Source organism: Staphylococcus sp. HMSC34C02 (assembly GCF_001838705.1).
GTDB classification, from domain to species: domain Bacteria; phylum Bacillota; class Bacilli; order Staphylococcales; family Staphylococcaceae; genus Staphylococcus; species Staphylococcus borealis.
Map to the genome: position 1 here is coordinate 14451 of NZ_KV838563.1, position 23851 is coordinate 38301.

Consider the following 23851-nt stretch of genomic DNA (forward strand, 5'->3'; position numbering starts at 1 on the left):
TTTTTACATCATGAAAATGATTAACACTAACAAAGCACCAGAAGCTTTAGGACCATACTCACATGCTATGGTTGTGAATAATTTAGTATTTACATCTGGACAAATCCCATTAGATACTGAAGGGAATATTGTCAGTGATGATGTGAAAGAACAAACAAAACAAGTGCTAGACAATTTGTCTGTAGTACTTGAAGAAGCTGGTTCGGATTTAAACTCAGTTGTGAAAGCAACCATCTTTATCTCCGATATGAATGAATTTCAACAAATAAACGAAGTATATGGTAGTTATTTCAGCGAACATCAACCAGCACGTAGTTGTGTTGAAGTTGCACGCTTACCTAAAGACGTTAAAGTTGAAATTGAAGTTGTAGGTAAAGTAAAAGGAATATAATTTCCTTGATTAGAGAATTGTCAAGCTTCTAACAAACAAAGATATATATACTAGGGGGGCTCACTACATGAAAGTGACAGATGTTAGACTTAGAAAAATACAAACAGATGGCAGAATGAAAGCACTTGTTTCAATTACATTAGATGAAGCTTTTGTAATTCATGATTTACGTGTAATTGAAGGAAACTCAGGTCTTTTCGTTGCAATGCCAAGTAAACGTACACCAGATGGTGAATTCCGTGATATCGCGTATCCAATTAACTCTGATATGAGACAAGAAATTCAAGATGCCGTTATGAAAGTATATGACGAAACAGATGAAGTTATTCCAGATAAAAACGCTTCATCAGAAGATTCAGACGAAGCTTAAATAAACCATACATTCATAGCAGGTTCAACATTAAATGTGTTGAACCTGCTTTTTTAAGTTGTGAAATGTATGCTAAAGTATTCAAGTTGTGTATACATATTTTTGAAAATTTAAATAGACTAAATGATAAAACCTTCTAAATCTTGAAACTCGAACTTGAGTTAAATTATAATAAATTAGAAGTGTAAAATTTATTGGAGGGTTACCATTCATGCAAAGAAATGCGGTAATATTAGCAGCTGGAAAAGGTACTAGAATGAAATCAAATAAATATAAAGTACTACATGAAGTTGCAGGGAAATCAATGGTAGAACATGTGTTAACAAATGTTAAGCATGCTGGTGTGAACCAAATCGTGACAATCGTTGGTCACGGTGCTGAAGATGTTAAAGCAACTTTAGGAGATCAATCATTATATAGTTATCAAGAAGAACAATTGGGAACAGCGCACGCAGTAAAGATGGCCAATGAGCATTTAGAAAATATGGAAGGCACAACATTAGTTGTTTGTGGAGATACACCACTTATCACTGCACATACGTTGCAGAAGTTAATTGAGCATCATGAAAGTACGCATGCACAAGCGACAGTATTATCAGCAACTGCTCAAATTCCATTTGGTTACGGTCGTATTGTTCGAGATGAGGCGCACAGATTACAACGTATCGTTGAAGAAAAAGATGCGACAAAAGAAGAAAAGGCATTAACTGAAATTAGCTCAGGTATTTTTGCATTCGATAACCAAGTGCTTTTTTCTAAATTAGCGGAAGTTAAAAATGACAACGCGCAAGGAGAATATTACTTGCCTGATGTGATTACTTTAATCTTAGAAGATGAAGGTATTGCAGAAGTCTATCATACTGATGATTTTAATGAAATTATGGGTGTAAATGATCGTGTGATGTTAAGTAATGCTGAAAAAGCGTTACAACAACGTATTAATATTGCGCACATGAGAAATGGTGTAACGATTATTGACCCTACAACTACATTTATTGGTCCGGATGTTAAGATTGGTATGGACACAATTATTGAACCTGGTGTGCGAATTAATGGTGACACAACAATTGGAGAAGAAACTGTTATTGGACAATATTCTGAAATCAACAATAGTCGTATTGGCGCACATGTTGATATCAAACAATCAGTGATTAATGACGCTGTTGTGGGTGATAAAACAAAAGTGGGTCCATTTGCGCAATTAAGACCGGGTTCTAACTTAGGTTCAGAAGTGAAAGTCGGCAACTTTGTAGAAGTGAAAAAAGCAGACCTTAAAGATGGTGCTAAAGTATCTCATTTAAGTTATATCGGAGATGCTGAAATCGGTGAACGTACGAATATTGGTTGTGGTTCAATTACTGTAAATTATGATGGTGTAAACAAATTCAAAACGGTTGTTGGTAAAGATGCATTTATTGGTTGTAATACTAACTTAGTAGCACCTGTAACTGTAGGTAATGGCGTATTAATTGCTGCAGGATCTACAATTACGGACAACGTACCTAATGAAAGTTTAGCGCTTGCGCGTGCCCGTCAAATCACAAAAGAGGGCTATCTTAAAAAGTAAGTTTTTGATAAAATTTCGTATCTCTTTTCTACAATTTTTTGTTGAACATAGTAAAAACGATTGATTTTTTATATAATGAGAGTGTCTAAGTTAAAAATTGGAGGACTATAAATGTTAAATAATGAATACAAGAATTCATCTTTAAAGATTTTTTCTTTAAAAGGAAACGAGCCATTAGCACAAGAAGTAGCTGATCGAGTAGGGATTGAATTAGGGAAATGTTCTGTAAAACGCTTCAGTGATGGAGAAATTCAAATCAATATTGAAGAAAGTATTCGTGGATGTGATGTCTTCATTATCCAACCAACTTCAAATCCGGTTAATTTACACTTGATGGAGCTATTGATTATGATCGATGCATGTAAACGTGCATCAGCAGCTAACATCAATATTGTGGTTCCATACTATGGCTATGCACGACAAGATAGAAAAGCACGTAGCCGTGAACCTATTACAGCTAAATTAGTAGCGAACTTAATTGAAACAGCTGGCGCTAATCGCATGATTGCTTTAGATTTACATGCACCACAAATTCAAGGATTCTTTGATATTCCAATCGACCACTTAATGGGTGTACCTATCATTGGTCAACATTTTGAAAACGACCCTAACATTGACCCAGAAGAATGTGTTGTCGTATCACCTGACCATGGTGGTGTAACACGTGCACGTAAACTTGCCGACATTTTAAAAACTCCGATTGCAATTATTGATAAACGTCGTCCTAAACCAAACGTGGCAGAAGTAATGAATATTGTTGGTGAAATTGAAGGACGTACTGCGATTATTATTGATGATATTATTGATACAGCGGGAACAATTACATTAGCTGCACAAGCGCTTAAAGATAAAGGTGCTAAAGATGTTTATGCATGTTGTACACACCCAGTGTTATCAGGCCCTGCAAAAGAACGTATTGAAAATTCAGCAATTAAAGAATTAATCGTTACAAACTCAATCTTACTTGATGACTCTCATAAGCCATCAAATACAAAAGAATTATCCGTTGCTGGTTTATTAGCACAAGCAATTATCCGCGTTTATGAACGTGAATCAGTCAGTGTATTATTTGACTAAAGTTTACAAATGCGTTTGACTTATATATTTTAAGCGTGTATAATACATTCGTTCGTGGTTTTACGAACTAATAAACACTTGCAAGCAACTTATAAAGTTGATGGGTAAGTGAAGGGAAGTCCAGAACTTAAGATTCTCACGATAATAAGTATCTAGACTTGAAAATGAAAGGTGGAAATACGAATGGCTTCATTAAAGTCAATCATCCGTCAAGGTAAACAAACACGTTCTGACCTTAAAAAATTACGTAACACAGGTAAAGTACCTGCAGTAGTTTATGGTTATGGTACTAAAAATACTTCAGTTAAAGTTGATGAAGTTGAATTCATCAAAATCATCCGTGAAGTAGGACGTAACGGCGTTATCGATTTAGGCGTTGGTTCTAAAACAATTAAAGTTATGGTGTCTGATTATCAATTCGACCCACTTAAAAACCAAATTACGCACATCGACTTCTTAGCAATCAACATGACTGAAGAACGTACTGTTGACGTACCAGTTCACTTAGTAGGTGAAGCTGTTGGCGCTAAAGAAGGCGGCGTAGTTGAACAACCATTATTCGACTTACAAATTACAGCAACTCCAGAAAATATCCCTGAATCAATTGAAGTAGACATTACTGAATTAGAAGTTAATGATAGCTACTCAGTTGCAGATATTAAAGTTTCTGGTGATTTCACAATTGAAAATGACCCAGAAGAATCTGTTGTAACAGTAGTTCCTCCAACTGATGAACCTACTGAAGAAGAAGTTGAAGCTATGGAAGGTGAATCAGCAACTGAAGAACCTGAAGTAGTTGGTGAAGACAAAGAAGATGACGAAGAAAACAAAGACGAAGAATAATTCGTTGAATGTTATCTTTAATCATTTAGGATAAAACATAATATAAGGCTACAATGCTAAATCGCAGTAGCTAAATGAGTTGATTAGGCACCTATATCAGGTGTGCGCAACGCTAATTATCCTTGCGGGGGTGGAATCATGGATTCGTTAAGAATTCTGTTCTGCCCCTTTTTTGTGTTATTATAGGGAATGTTATAGAATAAGGAATAATTGATATATGCACAATTCTATTCAGTTGATAGATATCATTATAAATGAAACACAATGGAGGTAACATCGTATGAAATGTATTGTGGGTCTTGGAAATATAGGTAAGCGATTTGAGTTAACAAGACACAATATCGGATTTGAAGTCATCGATTTTATTTTAGAGAAACATCATTTCTCATTAGATAAACAAAAATTTAAAGGTGCTTATACTATTGAACGTCTAAATGGCGAAAAGGTCCTATTTATTGAACCAATGACGATGATGAATCTTTCAGGTGAGGCAGTTGGGCCATTAATGGATTATTACAATGTTGAAGTAGAAGATTTAATTGTCTTATATGATGATTTAGATTTATCTCAAGGTCAAATCCGCTTGCGCCAAAAAGGTAGCGCTGGAGGACACAATGGTATGAAGTCTATAATTAAACATTTAGGTACAGATCAATTTAAACGTATTCGTATTGGTGTAGGGAGACCAACAAACGGTATGTCAGTACCTGATTATGTATTACAGAAATTCTCAAAAGAAGAAATGATCATTATGGATAAAGTAATCGAACATTCAGCACATGCAGTAGAAGCATTTATTGAAAGTTCACGCTTTGATCATGTAATGAATCAATATAACGGAGAAGTCAATTGAGACCTATTATTTCAGAGTATATTCAAAATGATAAACGTTTCCAAGAACTTGATGACGTCTTCGGCCAACAGAATATACTTGTCACTGGCCTTTCTCCCTCAGCAAAAGCAACGATTATTGCTGAAAAGTATTTAAAAGATCAAAAACAAATGTTGTTAATTACAAACAACTTATATCAAGCAGATAAATTAGAAACTGATATTTTACAATATGTCGATCATTCTGAAGTGTATAAATATCCTGTACAAGATATTATGACTGAAGAATTCTCAACGCAAAGCCCTCAACTTATGAGTGAACGTGTACGTACACTAACTGCATTAGCTCATAATAAGAAAGGGTTATTTATCGTTCCTTTAAATGGACTGAAAAAGTGGCTTACACCATTTGATTTATGGAAAGATCATCAACTCACACTCAAAGTAGGCGAAGACATCGACGTTGATGAATTCTTAAATAAATTAGTGAATATGGGGTATCGTCGTGAAAGTGTCGTATCACACATTGGTGAGTTCTCATTACGTGGCGGTATTATCGACATTTATCCACTCATAGGTCAACCTGTTCGAATCGAATTGTTTGATACTGAGGTTGATTCCATTCGCGACTTTGATGTTGAAACGCAACGTTCAAATGACAATATTGAAGAAGTTGCGATTACGACGGCAAGTGATTACATTATTACAGATGACGTCATTCAACACTTACAAACTGAATTAAAGGCGGCATATGAAACAACACGCCCAAAAATTGATAAATCTGTCCGTGATGATTTGAAAGAGACTTATGAAAGTTTCAAATTGTTTGAAACGACGTTCTTTGATCATCAATTATTACGTCGTTTGGTGGCATTTATGTATGACCAGCCTTCAACACTAATTGACTATTTTGCAGAAGATGCCATCATTGTAACGGATGAATATAACCGTATTAAAGAAACTGAAAAGACACTAACAACTGAAGTGGACGACTTTATTCAGAACTTAATAGAAAGTGGAAATGGTTTTATAGGGCAATCATTTATGCAATATGATGGTTTTGAATCATTGCTAAAAGATTATCCAGTAACCTATTTCACTTTATTTACATCGACAATGCCTGTTCAGTTGCAACATATTATTAAATTTTCATGTAAACCAGTGCAACAATTCTACGGGCAATATGATATCATGCGTTCAGAATTCCAACGTTATGTGCACAATGACTACAACATTGTAGTGCTAGTAGAAACGGAAACGAAAGTTGAACGTATCCAATCAATGTTGAACGAGATGCATATACCAACTGTTACAAATGTTCATAATGACATTAAATCTGGACAAGTCATTGTTACAGAAGGCAGTCTATCAGAAGGCTTCGAATTACCCTATATGCAACTCGTTGTCATAACTGAGCGCGAATTGTTCAAGACTAAGCAAAAGAAACAACGTAAACGCACTAAGACGTTATCAAATGCTGAAAAAATCAAGTCATATCAAGACCTTAATGTGGGTGACTATGTTGTACATGTGCATCATGGGGTAGGTCGTTACTTAGGTGTTGAAACACTAGAAGTTGGCGATGTTCACCGAGATTATATTAAATTACAATATAAAGGCACAGACCAACTGTTTGTACCAGTTGATCAAATGGACCAAGTGCAAAAATATGTTGCTTCCGAAGATAAATCCCCTAAACTAAACAAACTTGGTGGTTCAGAATGGAAGAAAACAAAGGCTAAAGTTCAACAAAGTGTTGAAGATATTGCAGATGAATTAATCGCATTGTATAAAGAACGTGAAATGTCAGTAGGATACCAATACGGTGAAGATACTGCTGAGCAAAGTGCGTTTGAAATGGACTTCCCATACGAATTGACGCCAGACCAAGCGAAGTCGATTGACGAAATCAAAGGTGATATGGAACGCGAGCGTCCAATGGATCGCTTATTATGTGGAGACGTTGGTTATGGTAAGACAGAAGTTGCAGTTAGAGCAGCCTTTAAAGCTGTAATGGAAGGAAAACAAGTTGCGTTTCTTGTACCTACAACGATTTTAGCGCAACAACATTATGAAACTTTAATTGAACGTATGCAGGATTTTCCAGTACAAATTGAATTGATTAGTCGATTCCGTTCAACGAAAGAAGTCAAAGAAACAAAAGAAGGACTTAAATCAGGATATGTGGATATTGTAGTTGGAACACATAAATTGTTAGGCAAAGATATTCATTATAAAGATTTGGGCTTATTAATAGTCGATGAAGAACAACGCTTTGGTGTACGTCATAAAGAACGTATTAAGACAATGAAGACCAATGTTGATGTGTTAACCTTAACTGCAACACCAATTCCAAGAACATTGCATATGAGTATGCTTGGTGTACGTGATTTATCAGTCATTGAAACACCTCCAGAGAATCGTTTTCCTGTACAAACTTATGTGTTAGAACAAAACAGTAATTTTATAAAAGAAGCTTTAGAACGTGAATTATCGCGTGACGGACAAGTATTCTATTTATATAACAGAGTGCAATCAATTTATGAAAAACGTGAACAATTACAGATGTTAATGCCGGATGCTAATATTGCTGTTGCTCATGGTCAGATGACAGAACGCGATCTTGAAGAAACAATGCTCAGTTTCATCAATGGCGAATTTGATATTTTAGTGACTACAACCATTATTGAAACAGGTGTGGATGTACCTAATGCGAACACGTTAATCATTGAAGAAGCGGATCGCTTTGGTTTAAGTCAATTGTATCAATTACGTGGTCGTGTAGGACGCTCAAGTCGTATCGGCTATGCCTACTTCTTACACGCCGCAAATAAAGTGTTAACTGAAACAGCAGAAGAAAGATTACAAGCGATTAAAGAATTTACTGAACTAGGTTCAGGGTTCAAAATTGCGATGCGTGATTTAAATATTCGTGGTGCCGGGAACTTACTTGGTAAACAACAACATGGCTTTATCGACTCTGTCGGATTCGACTTGTATTCACAAATGCTAGAAGAAGCGGTTAACGAAAAACGTGGTATCAAAGAAGAAGAACCAGATGCACCAGAAGTAGAAATGGAATTAAACTTAGACGCTTATTTACCAGCAGAATATATTCAAAACGAGCAAGCTAAAATTGAAATTTATAAAAAACTACGCAAAGTTGAAACGGAAGAACAATTATTTGATATTAAAGATGAGTTAATCGATCGCTTCAATGATTACCCAGTAGAAGTTGAACGTTTGCTTGAAATGGTGGAAATTAAAATACATGCACTACATGCTGGTGTAACTTTAATTAAGGATAAAGGTAAGCAAATTGAAGTGTCTTTATCAGCGAAAGCAACAGAACAAATCAATGGTGAAGTATTGTTTAAACAAACACAACCTTTAGGACGTGCGATGAAGCTTGGTGTTAAAGAGAACCGTATGCATGTCACGCTTACGAAATCTAAACAATGGTTAGATAACTTGAAATTCCTTGTGAAATGCCTTGAAGGAAGTATGGCTATTGAAGATGAAGATTAAGAAGCTATCAGAGTCTAAATCGACACAATTGTTGTCATCTGAGTCTACGAATGAATTGACACACAGTAAACCTTCTAGACACACAGCATTTAATGGTGTTGTGATTCTAACCCTTGCGCTCGTCATCGTCAAAGTATTAAGTGCAATTTACCGAGTACCTTATCAAAATGTACTCGGTGATACGGGATTATATGCGTATCAACAAGTTTATCCCATTGTGGCACTAGGTATGATTTTATCTATGAATGCTATTCCGAGTGCGGTTACGCAAACGTTTGGTATTAGTGGACAAGCTGCTTCGTTCTCCAAAGTACTGTTACGATTCCAAATGATCGGAATAACGATATTTATACTGCTCTTATTATTAGCGAATCCAGTGGCTGTATTAATGGGAGATTCAAGACTTGCGCCAATGTTAAGAATGGCAAGCTTAAGTTATCTGTTCATCGGCATACTAGGCGTGTGTCGTGGCTATTATCAAAGTCAAAGACGAATGAACATACCTGCTATTTCCCAGGTAATTGAACAAATGATTCGTGTTGGATTTATTATTGTAGCGATTGTTTTATTTATGATAAGAGATTGGTCCATATATCAAGCGGGTACGATTGCGATTTTAGCTTCTGCACTTGGATTCTTAGGTTCAAGCCTCTTTTTAATAGTGATGAAACCTTTCGCCTTCAAAATGCAGAACATATCGGTGCATATACCTTGGAAAGACTTACTTATGGCTACGCTTGTGTTTGCATTGAGCCAGTTATTGGTTATATTATGGCAATTTGTAGATAGTTTTACCATTGTTCATACGTTACAATCACATGGTTTGCATTTTAAAGAAGCAATCATGCAAAAAGGAATATATGATCGTGGTGCTTCATTTATACAAATGGGGTTAATTGTTACAACCACATTTAGCTTTGTGCTCATACCATTATTGACTGAGGCGATTGAACAACAAAATCAAGTAAAAATGAATCGTTATGCTAACGCATCGCTTAAGATTACGATTCTCATTAGTTCAGCAGCAGGTATAGGATTAATTAATTTATTGCCTATGATGAATGCGGTCTTCTTTAAGACGAATAGCTTAAGTTTCACACTTGGATTTTATATGTTAACTGTTATATGTGTGTCACTCATTATGATGGATATTGCATTGCTACAAGTACTTAATTGTATTCGCCCGATATTGATTGGAGTAATGGTTGGCTTAGTTGTGAAAGCTATACTGAACGTGCTGTTGATTTCGCAGTATGGCATTGCTGGCGCTAGTATAAGTACGGTTATGTCACTCGCTTGCTTTGGAGTCATATTGCATAGAGAGGTGCTTAAACAGTATCACTTTAATCGAATGAAACCTTTCATTTTGAAAATGATTAATGCATTAGCCGTCATGACAATCGTTATTCAAATCATTATGGCATTGTTACCTGTAGTAGGACGTATCGGTGGACTTATAATGTTGGTTATTGTAGCAATCCTAGGCGTTGCCGTATTGTTGCTACTCGTGATGTACATGAATATTTTAAGTTATAGAGAATTAAAACATTTGCCATTTGGCGATAAGCTTTATCATATTAAGAAAGGACGACATTAATGACACATACAATTACAATTGTTGGTTTAGGTAACTACGGTTTAGATGAATTGCCACTTGGTATATATCGTTTCTTAATACAACAACCGCTTGTTTATACACGTACACTTGAACATCCTGTAATCAATCAATTACAAGATGAACTCAAATTTGAAAGCTTTGATACAGTTTATGAAGCAAACGAAGATTTTGATTCGGTTTATCAACAAATCGTCGACTTTTTAATAGAAAAAGCACAAGCACAAGACGTGGTCTATGCCGTGCCTGGACATCCGCGAGTAGCTGAAACGACGACAGCCAAGTTGCTTGATTATCACGCACATCATCAAGACGTAGACGTTAAAATACTAGGTGGTAAAAGTTTTATTGATGATATCTTTGCAGCAATCGATCAAGATCCTAATGATGGTTTTACTTTATTGGATGGAACTGCTTTAACAGAACAGTTACTCAATGTACGTACACATACACTTATTACGCAAGTATACAGTGCTATGATTGCAGCAGATATTAAAATCACTTTAATGGAACATTATCCAGATGACTTCTTAGTAAAAATCGTGACTGGCGCGCACAGTACAGGGGCTAATGTACTGGAGGTACCACTATTTGAGCTTGATCATCATGAGGATGCTTTTAATAATTTAACGAGTGTATATGTACCGAAAGTGACAAATGATGAAGCACTGTATCAGAATTTTGACTATGCAGTAGAAGTGATAGACCGCTTAGTAGATGATGAAACAGGTTGCCCATGGGATCGTGTTCAAACACATGACTCTCTTAAACGTTATTTATTAGAAGAGAGCTTCGAATTGTTTGAAGCGATAGATAATGAAGATGATTGGCACATGATAGAAGAATTAGGTGACATCTTACTGCAAGTGCTCTTGCATGCTAGTATTGGTAAAAAAGAAGGCTATATGGACATCCAAGAAATTATTGAGAGTCTCAGTGCTAAGATGATTCGTCGTCATCCACATATTTTCGGTGATGAAAATGCAGCATCCATAGAAGATTTAAATGACATTTGGCAGACAGCTAAGAGTAAAGAAGGTAAATCACCACGCGTTAAATTTGAGAAAGTATTTGCAGACCACTTCATGGCATTGTATGATAAAACCAAAAATAGGGATTTTGATGAAGAAACCCTTAGAAACTATTTGCAACAAGGGGAGAAAGATTCATGAGATTAGATAAATATTTAAAAGTGTCACGACTCGTTAAGCGTCGTACTTTGGCGAAAGAAATAAGTGACCAAGGTCGTATTACTGTAAATGGTAATGTAGCCAAAGCTGGGACAGATGTTAAAGTAGAAGATGAACTGGTTATTCGTTTCGGACAAAAGCTGGTTACAGTTAAAGTAACAGGTTTAAGTGAACACGCTTCTAAAGAAAATGCTAAAGGTATGTATGATTTAATTAAAGAAGAACGAATTAATCAAAATCAATTTGAAGAAGAATAGACTGAAGGAGGTGACAAGCAATGAGTAAAAAGGTAGAAAATATAGGAAACCAGTATACCTCCGAAAAAAATCGAAAGAAACAACGACAACAGAAAAAAATGCGAGTTGTTAGACGACGAGTGACCGTATTCGGTGGGATACTATTAGCGATCATTATTATTCTATCCATCATGCTTGTCGTCCAAAAACAAAGCAATGATAAAGCTGCAGTTGAGCGAAAGCATAAAGAGGAACAATTTCAAAAAAAACAAGATGAGGAAATCGCATTAAAAGAAGAGCTCAGTAATTTAAATAATAAAGACTACATTGAGAAGGTAGCGAGAGATGATTATTACTTGAGTAATAAAGGTGAAGTTATTTTTAAATTGCCTAATAACGATGATGATTCTAAATCAAAATCCTCAAATGACAACTGATAATATAAAAGATAATCGTTTTTCTTAAAGAAGAATGAATTATCTGGTTTTATAGCATTGTGAAAATATTAAAACAGGAATATAATAAGGTTAAAATCGAATCAAAATCGGGAGGATTTATTTAGAATATGTCAATCGAAGTAGGAAACAAGCTAAAAGGTAAAGTTACTGGTATCAAAAAATTTGGTGCATTCGTAGAATTACCTGAAGGAAAAAGTGGCTTAGTTCATATCAGTGAAGTGACTGATAACTATGTTGAGAATGTTGAAGATCACCTATCAGTTGGAGACGAAGTTGAAGTTAAAGTCTTATCTATTGCAGATGACGGTAAAATTAGCCTTTCAATTAAAAAAGCCAAAGATCGTCCTCGTAGACCACAACATAAATCAAATCACAATAGACCACCACAACAAAAAGGTGAAGATTTCGAAAAGAAATTAAGCAATTTCTTGAAAGATAGTGAAGATAAATTAACATCTATTAAACGACAAACAGAATCAAGACGTGGCGGTAAAGGTTCAAGACGCTAATTTAAATATATTATTTATATGATTATAGGTAATAGCAAGGATGACATCATTATAGGTGACATTCACTACGAACATACATGGTTGTTGTCCTGTCGAATGGCCCTTTATTTATATATAAGATGTGTTATTTTTGCGGGGTGGAACTTAAAATTCAACAATGAATTTTAGTTCCACTCTTTTTTTGATGAGCGCATTACAGCACTGTAATACGTAATGTTCTAGGGATTATAAGGAGGTCTGAATGTTGAAAGTTAATACGTCGCTATGGAACAATACAGATCATATTGTGATTGCAGTTTCGACAGGTATAGATAGTATGTCACTGTTGCATCATTTACTTACACAATTATCACATACGTATAAACAATTGACTTGTCTACATGTTAATCACGGCTTGCGAGAGGCATCGCATAAGGAAGAAGCATTTATAGAAGCGTTTTGTAAACAACACGCCATCCCTTGTTATGTGAAACGATTGAATTTAACCGATATCGTAGCACAGGGTAAGAGTATACAAGCTGATGCGCGTTATCTGCGTTATGAGTGGTTTGATGAAATGATGAAGCAATTAAAGGCAGACGTATTGCTTACAGCACATCATTTAGATGATCAACTTGAAACCATTTTTTATCGACTGTTTACAGGGCGTTCTACGCGAAGTACTTTAGGAATAGACGTTCAATCGAAACGTCGTCACTATACAATAAGTCGCCCATTACTGGAAGTTTCAAAAGATGACATACGCGACTATCAGCATAAATATCAAGTGCCCTATTACGAGGATAGTTCAAATAGTGATAATAAATATGTTAGAAATGATATTCGTAATCGGTTATTACCAGCGATTAACCAAAATTCAGAGCTTGATAGCACACATTTACTAAAGCTAAAACGTTGGCACGACATCCAATTACGTGAAAGTCGAAAAAAAGCCGATGCTTTTATTGAACATGATATCTCGATCAATAATAATGCAACACAGATTCAGTGTGCACGACATGCATTTAATCAACTAGATGACATTACTAAAATGGTGTTATTAGATCAACTATTCAAACATCTTCAATTGGACAAGTCATTTTCAGAGAAACAATACCATGAATGGTTTGCTCAAATTGATAGTGAAATCGCACAATTTGAGATATCCCTTACTGAAAAATGGATAATTCAAATGGCATATGATAAATTTATTATATTGGCTAAAAATGAGCCGTCATTATTAGATAATCAAATTGTGAATCAGGCAAATACATATCGTTTCGGATCCTATCATATCGTTATTCATCCAACGATACCCCATGACCAATTACCGTTATTGATACGAACACGTCGCAATGGAGATAAAGTCGAACTGAATGGACAACAAGTCCATAAAAAAGTAGGACGTTTGTTTATAGATTATAAAATTCCAAATGATGCGCGCATGCAAATGCCAGTAATTGAAAATCAACACCATCAAATTATTGCTGTAGGTAATTTATATATTGCTCAAGCATATAATCAACATATCGAAATCAAAAAAATTGGAGATGAATGATTAATGAAAGATGATTTAAAGGAAATTTTATTAACTGAAGAAGATATTCAAGATATTTGTAAAGACTTAGGTGAACAGTTAACTAGAGATTACAAAGATAAGCCACTTGTCTGCGTTGGTATTTTAAAAGGTTCTGTTATGTTTATGGCCGACTTAATTAAACGTATTGATACACATTTAGCAATTGATTTTATGGATGTTTCAAGCTACCATGGTGGGACTGAATCAACAGGGGAAGTCCAAATATTAAAAGATTTAGGTTCATCTATTGAAAATAAAGATGTCCTCATTATTGAAGATATTTTAGAAACAGGTACGACATTGAAATCCATTACTGAATTATTACAATCTCGTAAAGTTAACTCACTTGAAATTGTCACTTTATTAGATAAACCAAATCGACGTAAAGCTGATATTGAAGCGAAATATGTCGGCAAGAAAATTCCTGATGAATTTGTTGTAGGGTATGGTTTAGATTACGCTGAACATTATAGAAATTTACCGTATATCGGCACATTAAAACCAGAAATTTATAACAAGTAAGCGACATTTATTTAGTTGTAAATATAATTAAATCGTGTTTAAGATATAATAACTATACTTAAATGTAGAATTAGTGTAGACTCATTTTATATGCTTAAACTTGACTTAAAAAAACAAATCATTTTTAGGGAATTTAAGTTTTAAAAAGTTTGATAACACAAGGATTTTGAAAAGTATTACAAAAGTTGAAATGCTAGCCTTTAAGAGAAGTATTGTGTTACAATTTTTGTTAGCTTTATTATAGAAATAGGAGGAAATGACGCATGCAAAAAGCTTTTCGCAATGTGCTTGTTATCGCAATTATTGGCGTTATTATATTCGGCGTATTTTCTTACATAAATGGGAACGGTAATACTCCGAAACAACTTTCCTATTCACAGTTTGTAGAGAAATTGGATAAGGGTGACTTGAAAACCTTAGAAATCCAACCTGAACAAAATGTGTACTTGGTAAGTGGTAAAACAAAAAATGATGAAGATTATGCTTCAACAATTTTATACAATAACGAAAAAGACTTACAAAAAATTACAGATGAAGCCAAAAGCCAAAAAGGACTAGATTTTAAAGTTAAAGAAGAAGAGAAACAAAGCGTCTTCGTAAGTATGTTGACGACATTAATTCCTGTATTGATTATTGCTTTCTTATTTATTTTCTTCCTTAGCCAAGCACAAGGTGGCGGCGGTGGCGGTCGTATGATGAACTTTGGTAAATCTAAAGCTAAAATGTACGATAACCAAAAACGTCGTGTACGATTCTCAGATGTTGCTGGTGCAGATGAAGAAAAGCAAGAGTTAATTGAAATTGTAGATTTCTTAAAAGATAATAAGAAATTTAAACAAATGGGTTCAAGAATACCTAAAGGTGTATTACTTGTCGGCCCTCCTGGTACAGGTAAAACATTATTAGCGCGTGCCGTAGCTGGTGAAGCTGGTGCACCATTCTTCTCAATCAGTGGTTCAGACTTCGTTGAGATGTTTGTGGGTGTCGGTGCAAGCCGTGTACGTGACCTATTCGAAAATGCTAAAAAGAATGCGCCATGTATCATCTTTATCGATGAAATAGATGCAGTTGGACGTCAACGTGGTGCAGGTGTTGGTGGCGGTCATGATGAACGTGAACAAACACTTAACCAATTACTAGTTGAAATGGATGGTTTCGGTGAAAATGAAGGTATTATCATGATTGCTGCAACTAACCGTCCTGATATCTTAGACCCAGCGTTATTACGTCCTGGTCGTTTTGATAGACAAATTCAAGTTGGTCGTCCAGATGTTAAAGGTCGTGAAGCTATACTTCACGTACATGCTAAAAATAAACCACTTGATGAAACAGTTGACTTAAAAGCCATTTCACAAAGAACGCCTGGTTTCTCAGGTGCAGATTTAGAGAACTTATTAAATGAAGCGTCTTTAATTGCTGCGCGTGAAGGTAAAAATAAAATTGATATGCGTGATATCGAAGAAGCTACAGACCGAGTTATCGCTGGACCAGCTAAAAAATCACGTGTTATTTCTGACAAAGAACGTAATATTGTAGCTCATCATGAGGCAGGTCATACGGTCATTGGTATGGTGCTTGATGAAGCGGAAGTTGTGCATAAAGTAACGATTGTTCCACGTGGACAAGCTGGTGGTTATGCAATGATGTTACCAAAACAAGATCGCTTCTTAATGACAGAACCTGAATTACTAGATAAAATTTGTGGTTTATTAGGTGGTCGTGTATCAGAAGATATTAACTTCCATGAAGTATCAACGGGTGCATCAAATGACTTTGAAAGAGCAACACAAATTGCACGTTCTATGGTTACTGAATATGGTATGAGTGAAAAACTTGGACCGTTACAATTCTCATCTAGCGGTGGTGGACAAGTCTTCTTAGGCAAAGATATGCAAGGTGAACCTAATTATTCTGGTCAAATCGCTTATGAAATTGATAAAGAAGTTCAACGTATTATTAAAGAACAATATGAACGTTGTAAACAAATCTTATTAGAACATGAAAAAGAACTTAAACTTATCGCTAAAACATTGTTAACAGAAGAAACATTAGTAGCAGAACAAATCCGTTCATTATTCTATGATGGTGTATTACCAGAAGTAGATTACGATGCTGCGCGTGTTGTTAAAGATGAAGATTCTGACTTTAGCGAAGGTAAATATGGTAAATCTTACGATGATATTCGCGAAGAACAACTAGAAGAAGGAAAAGAAGATATGCGAGAAGATCGTAAAGAGGATAACGATATTAATCGTGAACGTAGACATCGTCAAAGAGATGGTAGAGATAATCATGCAGGACATGATCAACTACGTGACGGTTCAAACGGAGATACGGATAAACATCGTGGCCATTCAAGTGATGAAGACGAAACAGGTTATGAGCAATCTCCTAATATTGACAAACCATATAATCCGAATGATCCAAACAACCCTAACAATCGATAAGGTTTAGCTGGATTGTTATCTCCTTTGAGTAGGGCATTACGCCTTAGTCGAAGGAGATTTTTTTAATATGAAAGTATAGTTAAAATAACAATAATAATGTTGAAAGCAAGTTACTTCATATTCTTATTGAACAAGTGTAGAATAAGTATCCTTAAAGGAAAATATTAGAAGTAAATGAATGATTCAAGTATAAATATTAGCAATATAAAAATAGATGTATTAAAGGAGTATACAAAGATGACACATGATTATATCGTTAAATCATTAGCGTTTGATGGAGAAATACGTGCATATGCTGCACTCACAACTGAATCAGTACAAGAGGCGCAAACACGTCACTATACTTGGCCGACAGCATCAGCTGCAATGGGCAGAACAATGACTGCAACTTTATTAATGGGTTCGATGTTGAAAGGCGATCAAAAATTAACTGTAACAGTTGATGGTAAAGGTCCTATTGGCAGAATCATTGCAGATGCAGATGCTGAAGGAAATGTACGTGCTTATGTTGATAAACCACAAACACATTTCCCTTTAAATGGACAAGGTAAATTAGATGTAAGAAGAGCAGTAGGCACAGACGGTTCAATTCAAGTAGTCAAAGACGTTGGTATGAAAGATTATTTCTCTGGTGCAAGCCCAATTGTATCAGGTGAATTGGGAGAAGATTTCACATACTATTTTGCGACAAGTGAACAAACACCTTCTTCAGTAGGATTAGGGGTGTTAGTAAATCCAGACAATTCTATCAAAGCCGCTGGAGGATTCATTATTCAAGTGATGCCTGGCGCGCAAGATGAAACAGTTACTAAATTAGAAAATGCTATTAGTAATATGCAACCTGTATCTAAACTAATTGAACAAGGCTTGACGCCAGAAGGTATTTTAAATGAGATACTTGGAGAAGACAATGTTCAAATTTTAGAGACTATGCCTGCACAGTTTGAATGTAATTGCAGCCATGAGAAGTTTCTAAATGCGATTAAAGGTTTAGGTGAAGCTGAAGTTCAAGATATGATTAAAGAAGATCATGGTGCTGAAGCAGTTTGTCACTTCTGTGGTAACAAATACAGTTATTCTGAATCAGAACTAGAAGAATTATTAGCTTCAATGCAGGCATAATTGTATAACTGAAAAGAGAATTCAAGGCGATAAACCATCACGTGTTTATTGCCTTTTTTACAGGGAAGATAAATGAATGTGGAAGTAAAATGTAACTTCAAGTCTAAATATGAGAGAATTATCTTTGTCTTTTTAGAAAATTCTGATAGAATATAATTATATCCGATAAAAAAACTAAGTTTTAAATATGAAAGTAAAAGGAGCGTTTTTTCAATGGCACAAAAACCAGTAGATAACATTACTCAAATTATTGGCAATACACCGGTAGTAAAATTAAGAAACGTTGTAGATGAAGATGCAGCAGATGTATACGTAAAATTAGAATACCAAAATCCAGGTGGTTCAGTAAAAGACCGTATCGCATTAGCTATGATTGAAAAAGCTGAAAAAGAAGGCAAAATTAAACCAGGTGATACAATCGTAGAACCAACAAGTGGTAACACTGGTATCGGTTTAGCTTTCGTATGTGCAGCTAAAGGTTATAAAGCAGTATTTACAATGCCTGAAACAATGAGTTCTGAACGTCGTAACTTATTAAAAGCTTATGGTGCAAAATTAGTCTTAACACCAGGTTCAGAAGCTATGAAAGGCGCTATCAAAAAAGCAAAAGAATTAAAAGAAGAACATGGTTACTTCGAACCACAACAATTCGAAAACCCAGCAAACCCTGAAATCCATGCTTTAACGACTGGCCCAGAATTAGTTGAGCAATTTGAAGGTAAACAAATTGATGCTTTCTTAGCAGGTGTAGGTACAGGTGGTACTTTATCTGGTGTAGGTAAAGTCTTAAAAGAAAAATACCCTAACGTTGAAATCGTTGCTATCGAACCTGAAGCATCACCAGTATTAAGTGGTGGTGAACCTGGACCACACAAATTGCAAGGTTTAGGTGCAGGATTTGTACCTGATACTTTAGATACAAATATTTACGATAGTATTATCAAAGTTGACAATGATACAGCTATGGAAACATCACGTCGTGTTGCTAAAGAAGAAGGTATCTTAGCAGGTATTTCTTCAGGTGCTGCGATCCATGCTGCAATCCAAAAAGCAAAAGAATTAGGTAAAGGTAAAACAGTTGTAACAGTATTACCAAGTAATGGTGAACGTTACTTATCTACACCTTTATATTCATTTGATGATTAATCAATAGTTAAGATTTTTAGCAGTCTGAGATATAAATAATATAATGATGCTACTTTGCAAATTCGCAGTAGCTGACAGAACTAAGATGTGCTTAAGTTAAGCTTCTCTCAGTTATAGTCATCCTTACGGGGGTGGGGCAACGAATTTAAATGAATTCTGTCCTACTCCCGTTCTTTTTTCTAAAAAAACACCCCAATTAAATTCAATGAAAGCTATAGATGTTTGGATGTCGATTATAAACACTGAAATGTTTGGTAAATGAGTGTATCATTAGTATGTGAATATTAAGTCAACGTAGTTATTGTGCTACAAATCATTTTCAAAAGGACGAAGGGTGACGTGACAAGAATGACTAAAACAAAAATTATGGGCATATTAAATGTAACACCGGATTCATTCTCTGATGGTGGTAAGTACAATTCGGTAGATAAAGCAGTTGCACGTGCAAAAGAGATGGTAGAAGAGGGCGTGGATATTATAGACGTTGGAGGTATATCTACACGACCAGGTTTTACAGAAATTTCAACAGAAGAAGAGATTGAACGTGTCGTTCCTGTAGTGGAAGAACTTATAAAATTAAATGTTCAACTTTCGATTGATACATATCGCAGTGAAGTAGCAGAAGCATGTTTAAAATTAGGGGCTACAATGATTAATGACCAATGGGCAGGCTTATACGACCCTAAAATACTTGATGTTGTAGCTGCTTATGATGCTGAAATTGTATTAATGCACAATGGTGATGGACATCGTGATCAACCAGTTGTCGAAGAGATGTTGTTATCACTTATTACGCAAGCGAACAAAGCTGAAATGGCAGGTATCCCTAAGCACAAAATATGGCTAGATCCAGGAATTGGATTTGCGAAAACGCGTGAAGAAGAAAATGAAGTAATGGCACGTTTAGATGAACTGGTTGCAACAGAGTATCCTGTTTTATTGGCAACGAGTCGTAAACGTTTCATCAAAGAAATGATTGGTACCGAAACGAAGGCACTAGAACGTGATGAGGCCACAGCTGCAACAACAGCTTATGGTATAATGAAAGGCGTCAAAGCCGTGCGTGTACATAATGTTCAATTAAACGCTCGATTAGGCCAAAGTATGGATTTCTTAAAGGAGAATGACGATGAACGACACAATCTTTTTTAATGGTATGAGATTTTACGCCTATCACGGCGCATTACCTGCTGAAAATGAGATAGGTCAAATCTTTGTAGTAGATGTTACTTTGAAAGTAGACTTAGCTGAAGCGGGTCAATCTGATAAAGTGGTTGATACTGTACATTATGGTGAAGTGTTTGAAGATGTGAAAGAAATCGTTGAAGGTCCACCATGTAATTTAATCGAACATCTAGCTGAACGTATTGCAAAACGTATAAATTCACACTATAATCGTGTAATGGAAACGAAAGTCAGAATCACTAAAGAAAATCCACCTATCCCAGGTCATTATGACGGTGTAGGTATAGAAATAGTGAGGGAGAATCGTTAAATGGTACAAGCGTATTTAGGCTTAGGAAGCAATATTGGTGATAGGGAACAGCAATTACAAGAAGCTATTAAAATCATTGATAGTATAGACGGTGTTACTGTAACTCAAATTTCTCCAATATATGAGACTGCACCAGTAGGCTATACAGAGCAACCCAATTTTTTAAATTTGTGTTTAGAAATTGAAACAGAATTACAGCCCAAAGTACTACTTAAACATTGCTTGGAAACTGAACAGCGATTGCATCGCGTTAGAGACATACGTTGGGGTCCAAGAACATTAGATGTCGATATTTTATTATATGGAGATAAAGTAATAGAAGAAGATGACCTTGAAGTGCCTCATCCGCGTATGGGTGAACGTGCTTTTGTATTAATACCATTGAATGATATTGCATCTACTCAAATAGAACCTCGTTCAAATGCACGTATCTCTGATTTAGTTAAACCAGATGATACTGTTAAGAAATATAAAGGTTAAGTACTAAGCTTTGGGTAAGTATAGTATCCTTAGGCTATATTGCAGCTTTGCTATAGTAGACTAATCTGAGAAGACATTTTATCAAGTATTTCTCAACACGAAGCGCACCATTTGAAATGCGAATATAAAGAATATCATAATTTTAAAGTGATAAAGGTAACGAATTTCCATAAAAAGCGTAAAGAAATATCACTAAATAGGCTATAAGATTTCTTATAAGCATTTTAAAAATGATCCATGGAACATTTATCATAAAAAAGAAGTTTAAAGGAGAGAAAGTTATGTCAGAAGAAATGAATGACCAAATGCAGGTCCGTCGTCAAAAACTACAAGAATTAATTGATTTAGGAATCGATCCTTTTGGGAAACGTTTTGAACGTTCAGCTACTGCTAGCGAATTAAAAGCACAATGGGATGAGTTCTCTAAAGAAGCATTACATGAAAAAGAAGACGAAAGTCATGTGTCAATTGCAGGTCGTTTAATGACTAAACGTGGTAAAGGTAAAGCTGGTTTCGCACATGTTCAAGATTTAACTGGCCAAATTCAAATTTATGTGCGTAAAGACCAAATTGGCGAAGAAGATTTCGATAATTTATGGAAAGGTGCAGACTTAGGTGATATCGTTGGCATTGAAGGTGTCATGTTCAAAACGAATACAGGCGAGCTATCAGTAAAAGCTAAAACATTCACTTTATTATCTAAAGCGCTAAGACCTTTACCTGATAAATTCCATGGTTTACAAGATATCGAACAACGTTACCGTCAACGTTATTTAGATTTGATCACTAACCAAGATAGTACTCAAACATTTATTAATCGCAGTAAAATCATTCAAGAAATGCGTAACTACTTAAATAAACAAGGTTTCTTAGAAGTTGAAACACCAATGATGCATCAAATCGCAGGTGGGGCAGCTGCACGTCCATTTGTTACACACCATAATGCATTAGACGCAACACTATATATGCGTATTGCAATCGAATTGCACTTGAAACGTTTAATCGTTGGTGGACTTGAGAAAGTATATGAAATAGGACGTGTATTCCGTAATGAAGGTGTATCAACACGTCATAACCCAGAATTCACTATGATTGAATTATACGAAGCTTATGCTGATTACCATGATATTATGGACTTAACAGAGTCTATGGTTAGACATATTGCTCAAGAAGTCCTTGGTTCTGCAAAAGTTCAATATAACGGAGAAGAAATTGATTTAGAGTCTGCTTGGACACGTCTTCATATTGTTGATGCTGTAAAAGAAGCAACAGGTGTAGACTTCTATCAAATTAAAACTGATGAAGAAGCTATCGCAGCAGCGAAAGAACATGGTATTGAAATTACAGATAATATGAAGTATGGCCATATTTTAAATGAATTTTTTGAACAAAAAGTTGAAGAAACATTAATTCAACCAACATTTATTTATGGACATCCAATTGAAATTTCTCCATTAGCGAAGAAAAACCCAGAAGATCCTAGATTCACGGATCGTTTCGAACTATTCATCGTAGGTAGAGAACACGCTAATGCATTTACTGAATTAAATGATCCAATTGATCAACGTGAACGTTTCGAAGCGCAATTAGTTGAAAAAGCGCAAGGAAATGATGAAGCACATGAAATGGATGAAGACTACATTGAAGCATTAGAGTACGGTATGCCTCCAACAGGTGGATTAGGTATCGGAATCGATCGCTTAGTTATGTTATTAACTGACTCTCCATCTATTAGAGACGTATTATTATTCCCTTACATGAGACAGAAATAGATCGTATTTAATATTTGAGATGGGAGTAGGACAGAAATAATATTTTCCAAAATTTATTTCGTTGTCCGGCTCCCATCTTGTTTTGTTTGTAGCAATTTTTATGATATTTTCTTAGACAGTGCCCGTCGACAAGGATGACTAGGCTTGAAAAAGTCTGAGATGAGCCACTTTTAAATCAGTCAGCTGCTATCAAGATGATATATTTGACTGAGACATTTCAATTTGTCCCAGTCATTTTTTTATTATATATATGCTGAATGAAACGAAAATGAGTTAAATAGATAGAATAGCTAAGTATATAGGCATTGAATATTAGATGACTTAAAGTGACTTAGATATTATTTAAGAAAAGATGTTACAAAAGTAAAAAAGAGTGGAGAAATTATAATAAAATAGTTTAAAAAAGGTATGGTCATTGTACTTGTGATGTGCTAACATAGTAAAAGTGTTCAAAAGAAGTCGAAGCAACAAATGATAAACTTATTAAATTAAAAAAGTTTTGAAAAACTGTTGACTTTACCTTTTGAATGTTGTAAGATATAAAAGTCGTCAAAAACGAAAGCTAATTTTGTAAAAGACTTGTAAAGATAACTTTAACAAAGTGTAAAATTAACTATTGAAAATTAAAATAATTGACATTATAATTAATTGAGTAAGTTATTGTCTGGTGACAATGGCAAGGAGGTCACACCTG

The 23851-nt window shown here is 35.2% G+C and carries 21 protein-coding genes; all 21 read left to right on the forward strand.

Features of this window, described 5'->3' with window-relative positions; genetic code table 11:
• Nucleotides 1-10 precede the first annotated feature (10 nt).
• The 21 genes from HMPREF3239_RS02315 to lysS all read left to right on the forward strand — a co-directional run bounded on the left by HMPREF3239_RS02315 (nt 11) and on the right by lysS (nt 23157).
• Nucleotides 11-391: a RidA family protein gene (locus tag HMPREF3239_RS02315; protein WP_053031315.1), complete on the forward strand. Its 381-nt coding sequence runs from the start codon at nt 11-13 to the stop codon at nt 389-391.
• A 67-nt stretch (nt 392-458) separates the two neighbouring features.
• The gene (spoVG, locus tag HMPREF3239_RS02320) at nt 459-761 is read left to right on the forward strand and encodes a septation regulator SpoVG (RefSeq protein ID WP_070854574.1); all 303 of its coding nucleotides are present in this window, start codon (nt 459-461) and stop codon (nt 759-761) included.
• A 211-nt stretch (nt 762-972) separates the two neighbouring features.
• Entirely contained in the window at nt 973-2328 is a 1356-nt protein-coding gene (glmU, locus tag HMPREF3239_RS02325; RefSeq protein ID WP_070854575.1) for a bifunctional UDP-N-acetylglucosamine diphosphorylase/glucosamine-1-phosphate N-acetyltransferase GlmU, read from the forward strand.
• 111 nt (nt 2329-2439) lie between these two features.
• Nucleotides 2440-3405, forward strand: coding sequence for a ribose-phosphate diphosphokinase (locus HMPREF3239_RS02330; protein ID WP_070854576.1), 966 nt, complete (start codon nt 2440-2442; stop codon nt 3403-3405).
• 183 nt (nt 3406-3588) lie between these two features.
• The gene (locus HMPREF3239_RS02335) at nt 3589-4248 is read left to right on the forward strand and encodes a 50S ribosomal protein L25/general stress protein Ctc (RefSeq protein ID WP_053031321.1); all 660 of its coding nucleotides are present in this window, start codon (nt 3589-3591) and stop codon (nt 4246-4248) included.
• Between the two features lie 280 nt (nt 4249-4528).
• Nucleotides 4529-5101 (forward strand): aminoacyl-tRNA hydrolase, encoded by a 573-nt coding sequence (gene pth, locus HMPREF3239_RS02340; protein ID WP_053031322.1) that lies wholly within the window; start codon nt 4529-4531, stop codon nt 5099-5101.
• Nucleotides 5098-8607, forward strand: coding sequence for a transcription-repair coupling factor (mfd, locus tag HMPREF3239_RS02345; protein WP_070854577.1), 3510 nt, complete (start codon nt 5098-5100; stop codon nt 8605-8607). Before pth ends, mfd begins: the two co-directional genes overlap by 4 nt.
• Nucleotides 8597-10204 carry a polysaccharide biosynthesis protein gene (locus HMPREF3239_RS02350; RefSeq protein ID WP_176747938.1) on the forward strand — a complete coding sequence of 536 codons (1608 nt, stop codon included), beginning with the start codon at nt 8597-8599 and terminating at the stop codon, nt 10202-10204. Before mfd ends, HMPREF3239_RS02350 begins: the two co-directional genes overlap by 11 nt.
• Nucleotides 10204-11394 carry a MazG nucleotide pyrophosphohydrolase domain-containing protein gene (locus HMPREF3239_RS02355; RefSeq protein ID WP_070854578.1) on the forward strand — a complete coding sequence of 397 codons (1191 nt, stop codon included), beginning with the start codon at nt 10204-10206 and terminating at the stop codon, nt 11392-11394. The genes HMPREF3239_RS02350 and HMPREF3239_RS02355 overlap by 1 nt, the downstream gene beginning before the upstream one ends.
• Entirely contained in the window at nt 11391-11669 is a 279-nt protein-coding gene (locus HMPREF3239_RS02360) for an RNA-binding S4 domain-containing protein (protein ID WP_037537011.1), read from the forward strand. Before HMPREF3239_RS02355 ends, HMPREF3239_RS02360 begins: the two co-directional genes overlap by 4 nt.
• 20 nt (nt 11670-11689) lie before the next feature.
• Complete coding sequence (divIC, locus tag HMPREF3239_RS02365) at nt 11690-12085, forward strand: cell division protein DivIC (RefSeq protein WP_053031330.1); 396 nt, start codon at nt 11690-11692, stop codon at nt 12083-12085.
• A 128-nt stretch (nt 12086-12213) separates the two neighbouring features.
• Nucleotides 12214-12615: a S1 domain-containing RNA-binding protein gene (locus HMPREF3239_RS02370; RefSeq protein ID WP_070854579.1), complete on the forward strand. Its 402-nt coding sequence runs from the start codon at nt 12214-12216 to the stop codon at nt 12613-12615.
• A 244-nt stretch (nt 12616-12859) separates the two neighbouring features.
• A complete protein-coding gene (gene tilS, locus HMPREF3239_RS02375; RefSeq protein ID WP_371106755.1) occupies nt 12860-14152 on the forward strand; it encodes a tRNA lysidine(34) synthetase TilS in 1293 nt (430 codons plus the stop codon).
• A 3-nt stretch (nt 14153-14155) separates the two neighbouring features.
• Complete coding sequence (gene hpt / locus HMPREF3239_RS02380; RefSeq protein ID WP_053031336.1) at nt 14156-14695, forward strand: hypoxanthine phosphoribosyltransferase; 540 nt, start codon at nt 14156-14158, stop codon at nt 14693-14695.
• Between the two features lie 263 nt (nt 14696-14958).
• Complete coding sequence (ftsH, locus tag HMPREF3239_RS02385; RefSeq protein ID WP_070854581.1) at nt 14959-17142, forward strand: ATP-dependent zinc metalloprotease FtsH; 2184 nt, start codon at nt 14959-14961, stop codon at nt 17140-17142.
• 237 nt (nt 17143-17379) lie between these two features.
• The gene (hslO, locus tag HMPREF3239_RS02390; RefSeq protein WP_070854582.1) at nt 17380-18264 is read left to right on the forward strand and encodes an Hsp33 family molecular chaperone HslO; all 885 of its coding nucleotides are present in this window, start codon (nt 17380-17382) and stop codon (nt 18262-18264) included.
• Nucleotides 18265-18477: 213 nt separating this feature from the next.
• Nucleotides 18478-19410, forward strand: a complete 933-nt coding sequence (gene cysK / locus HMPREF3239_RS02395; RefSeq protein WP_053031342.1) for a cysteine synthase A — start codon at nt 18478-18480, stop codon at nt 19408-19410.
• A gap of 348 nt (nt 19411-19758) precedes the next feature.
• A complete protein-coding gene (gene folP, locus HMPREF3239_RS02400) occupies nt 19759-20562 on the forward strand; it encodes a dihydropteroate synthase (protein ID WP_070854583.1) in 804 nt (267 codons plus the stop codon).
• Entirely contained in the window at nt 20540-20905 is a 366-nt protein-coding gene (folB, locus tag HMPREF3239_RS02405) for a dihydroneopterin aldolase (RefSeq protein ID WP_070854584.1), read from the forward strand. Before folP ends, folB begins: the two co-directional genes overlap by 23 nt.
• A complete protein-coding gene (gene folK, locus HMPREF3239_RS02410) occupies nt 20906-21385 on the forward strand; it encodes a 2-amino-4-hydroxy-6-hydroxymethyldihydropteridine diphosphokinase (protein WP_070854585.1) in 480 nt (159 codons plus the stop codon).
• Between the two features lie 281 nt (nt 21386-21666).
• Nucleotides 21667-23157 carry a lysine--tRNA ligase gene (gene lysS / locus HMPREF3239_RS02415; protein WP_070854586.1) on the forward strand — a complete coding sequence of 497 codons (1491 nt, stop codon included), beginning with the start codon at nt 21667-21669 and terminating at the stop codon, nt 23155-23157.
• Nucleotides 23158-23851 lie beyond the last annotated feature (694 nt).

Bases quoted from the DNA above. Each gene is read 5' to 3' on its own strand.
- HMPREF3239_RS02315 (WP_053031315.1), top strand. From the start codon at position 11: ATGAAAATGATTAACACTAACAAAGCACCAGAAGCTTTAGGACCATAC.
- spoVG (WP_070854574.1), top strand. From the start codon at position 459: ATGAAAGTGACAGATGTTAGACTTAGAAAAATACAAACAGATGGCAGA.
- glmU (WP_070854575.1), top strand. From the start codon at position 973: ATGCAAAGAAATGCGGTAATATTAGCAGCTGGAAAAGGTACTAGAATG.
- HMPREF3239_RS02330 (WP_070854576.1), top strand. From the start codon at position 2,440: ATGTTAAATAATGAATACAAGAATTCATCTTTAAAGATTTTTTCTTTA.
- HMPREF3239_RS02335 (WP_053031321.1), top strand. From the start codon at position 3,589: ATGGCTTCATTAAAGTCAATCATCCGTCAAGGTAAACAAACACGTTCT.
- pth (WP_053031322.1), top strand. From the start codon at position 4,529: ATGAAATGTATTGTGGGTCTTGGAAATATAGGTAAGCGATTTGAGTTA.
- HMPREF3239_RS02350 (WP_176747938.1), top strand. From the start codon at position 8,597: ATGAAGATTAAGAAGCTATCAGAGTCTAAATCGACACAATTGTTGTCA.
- HMPREF3239_RS02355 (WP_070854578.1), top strand. From the start codon at position 10,204: ATGACACATACAATTACAATTGTTGGTTTAGGTAACTACGGTTTAGAT.
- HMPREF3239_RS02360 (WP_037537011.1), top strand. From the start codon at position 11,391: ATGAGATTAGATAAATATTTAAAAGTGTCACGACTCGTTAAGCGTCGT.
- divIC (WP_053031330.1), top strand. From the start codon at position 11,690: ATGAGTAAAAAGGTAGAAAATATAGGAAACCAGTATACCTCCGAAAAA.
- HMPREF3239_RS02370 (WP_070854579.1), top strand. From the start codon at position 12,214: ATGTCAATCGAAGTAGGAAACAAGCTAAAAGGTAAAGTTACTGGTATC.
- hpt (WP_053031336.1), top strand. From the start codon at position 14,156: ATGAAAGATGATTTAAAGGAAATTTTATTAACTGAAGAAGATATTCAA.
- ftsH (WP_070854581.1), top strand. From the start codon at position 14,959: ATGCAAAAAGCTTTTCGCAATGTGCTTGTTATCGCAATTATTGGCGTT.
- hslO (WP_070854582.1), top strand. From the start codon at position 17,380: ATGACACATGATTATATCGTTAAATCATTAGCGTTTGATGGAGAAATA.
- cysK (WP_053031342.1), top strand. From the start codon at position 18,478: ATGGCACAAAAACCAGTAGATAACATTACTCAAATTATTGGCAATACA.
- folP (WP_070854583.1), top strand. From the start codon at position 19,759: ATGACTAAAACAAAAATTATGGGCATATTAAATGTAACACCGGATTCA.
- folB (WP_070854584.1), top strand. From the start codon at position 20,540: ATGAACGACACAATCTTTTTTAATGGTATGAGATTTTACGCCTATCAC.
- folK (WP_070854585.1), top strand. From the start codon at position 20,906: ATGGTACAAGCGTATTTAGGCTTAGGAAGCAATATTGGTGATAGGGAA.
- lysS (WP_070854586.1), top strand. From the start codon at position 21,667: ATGTCAGAAGAAATGAATGACCAAATGCAGGTCCGTCGTCAAAAACTA.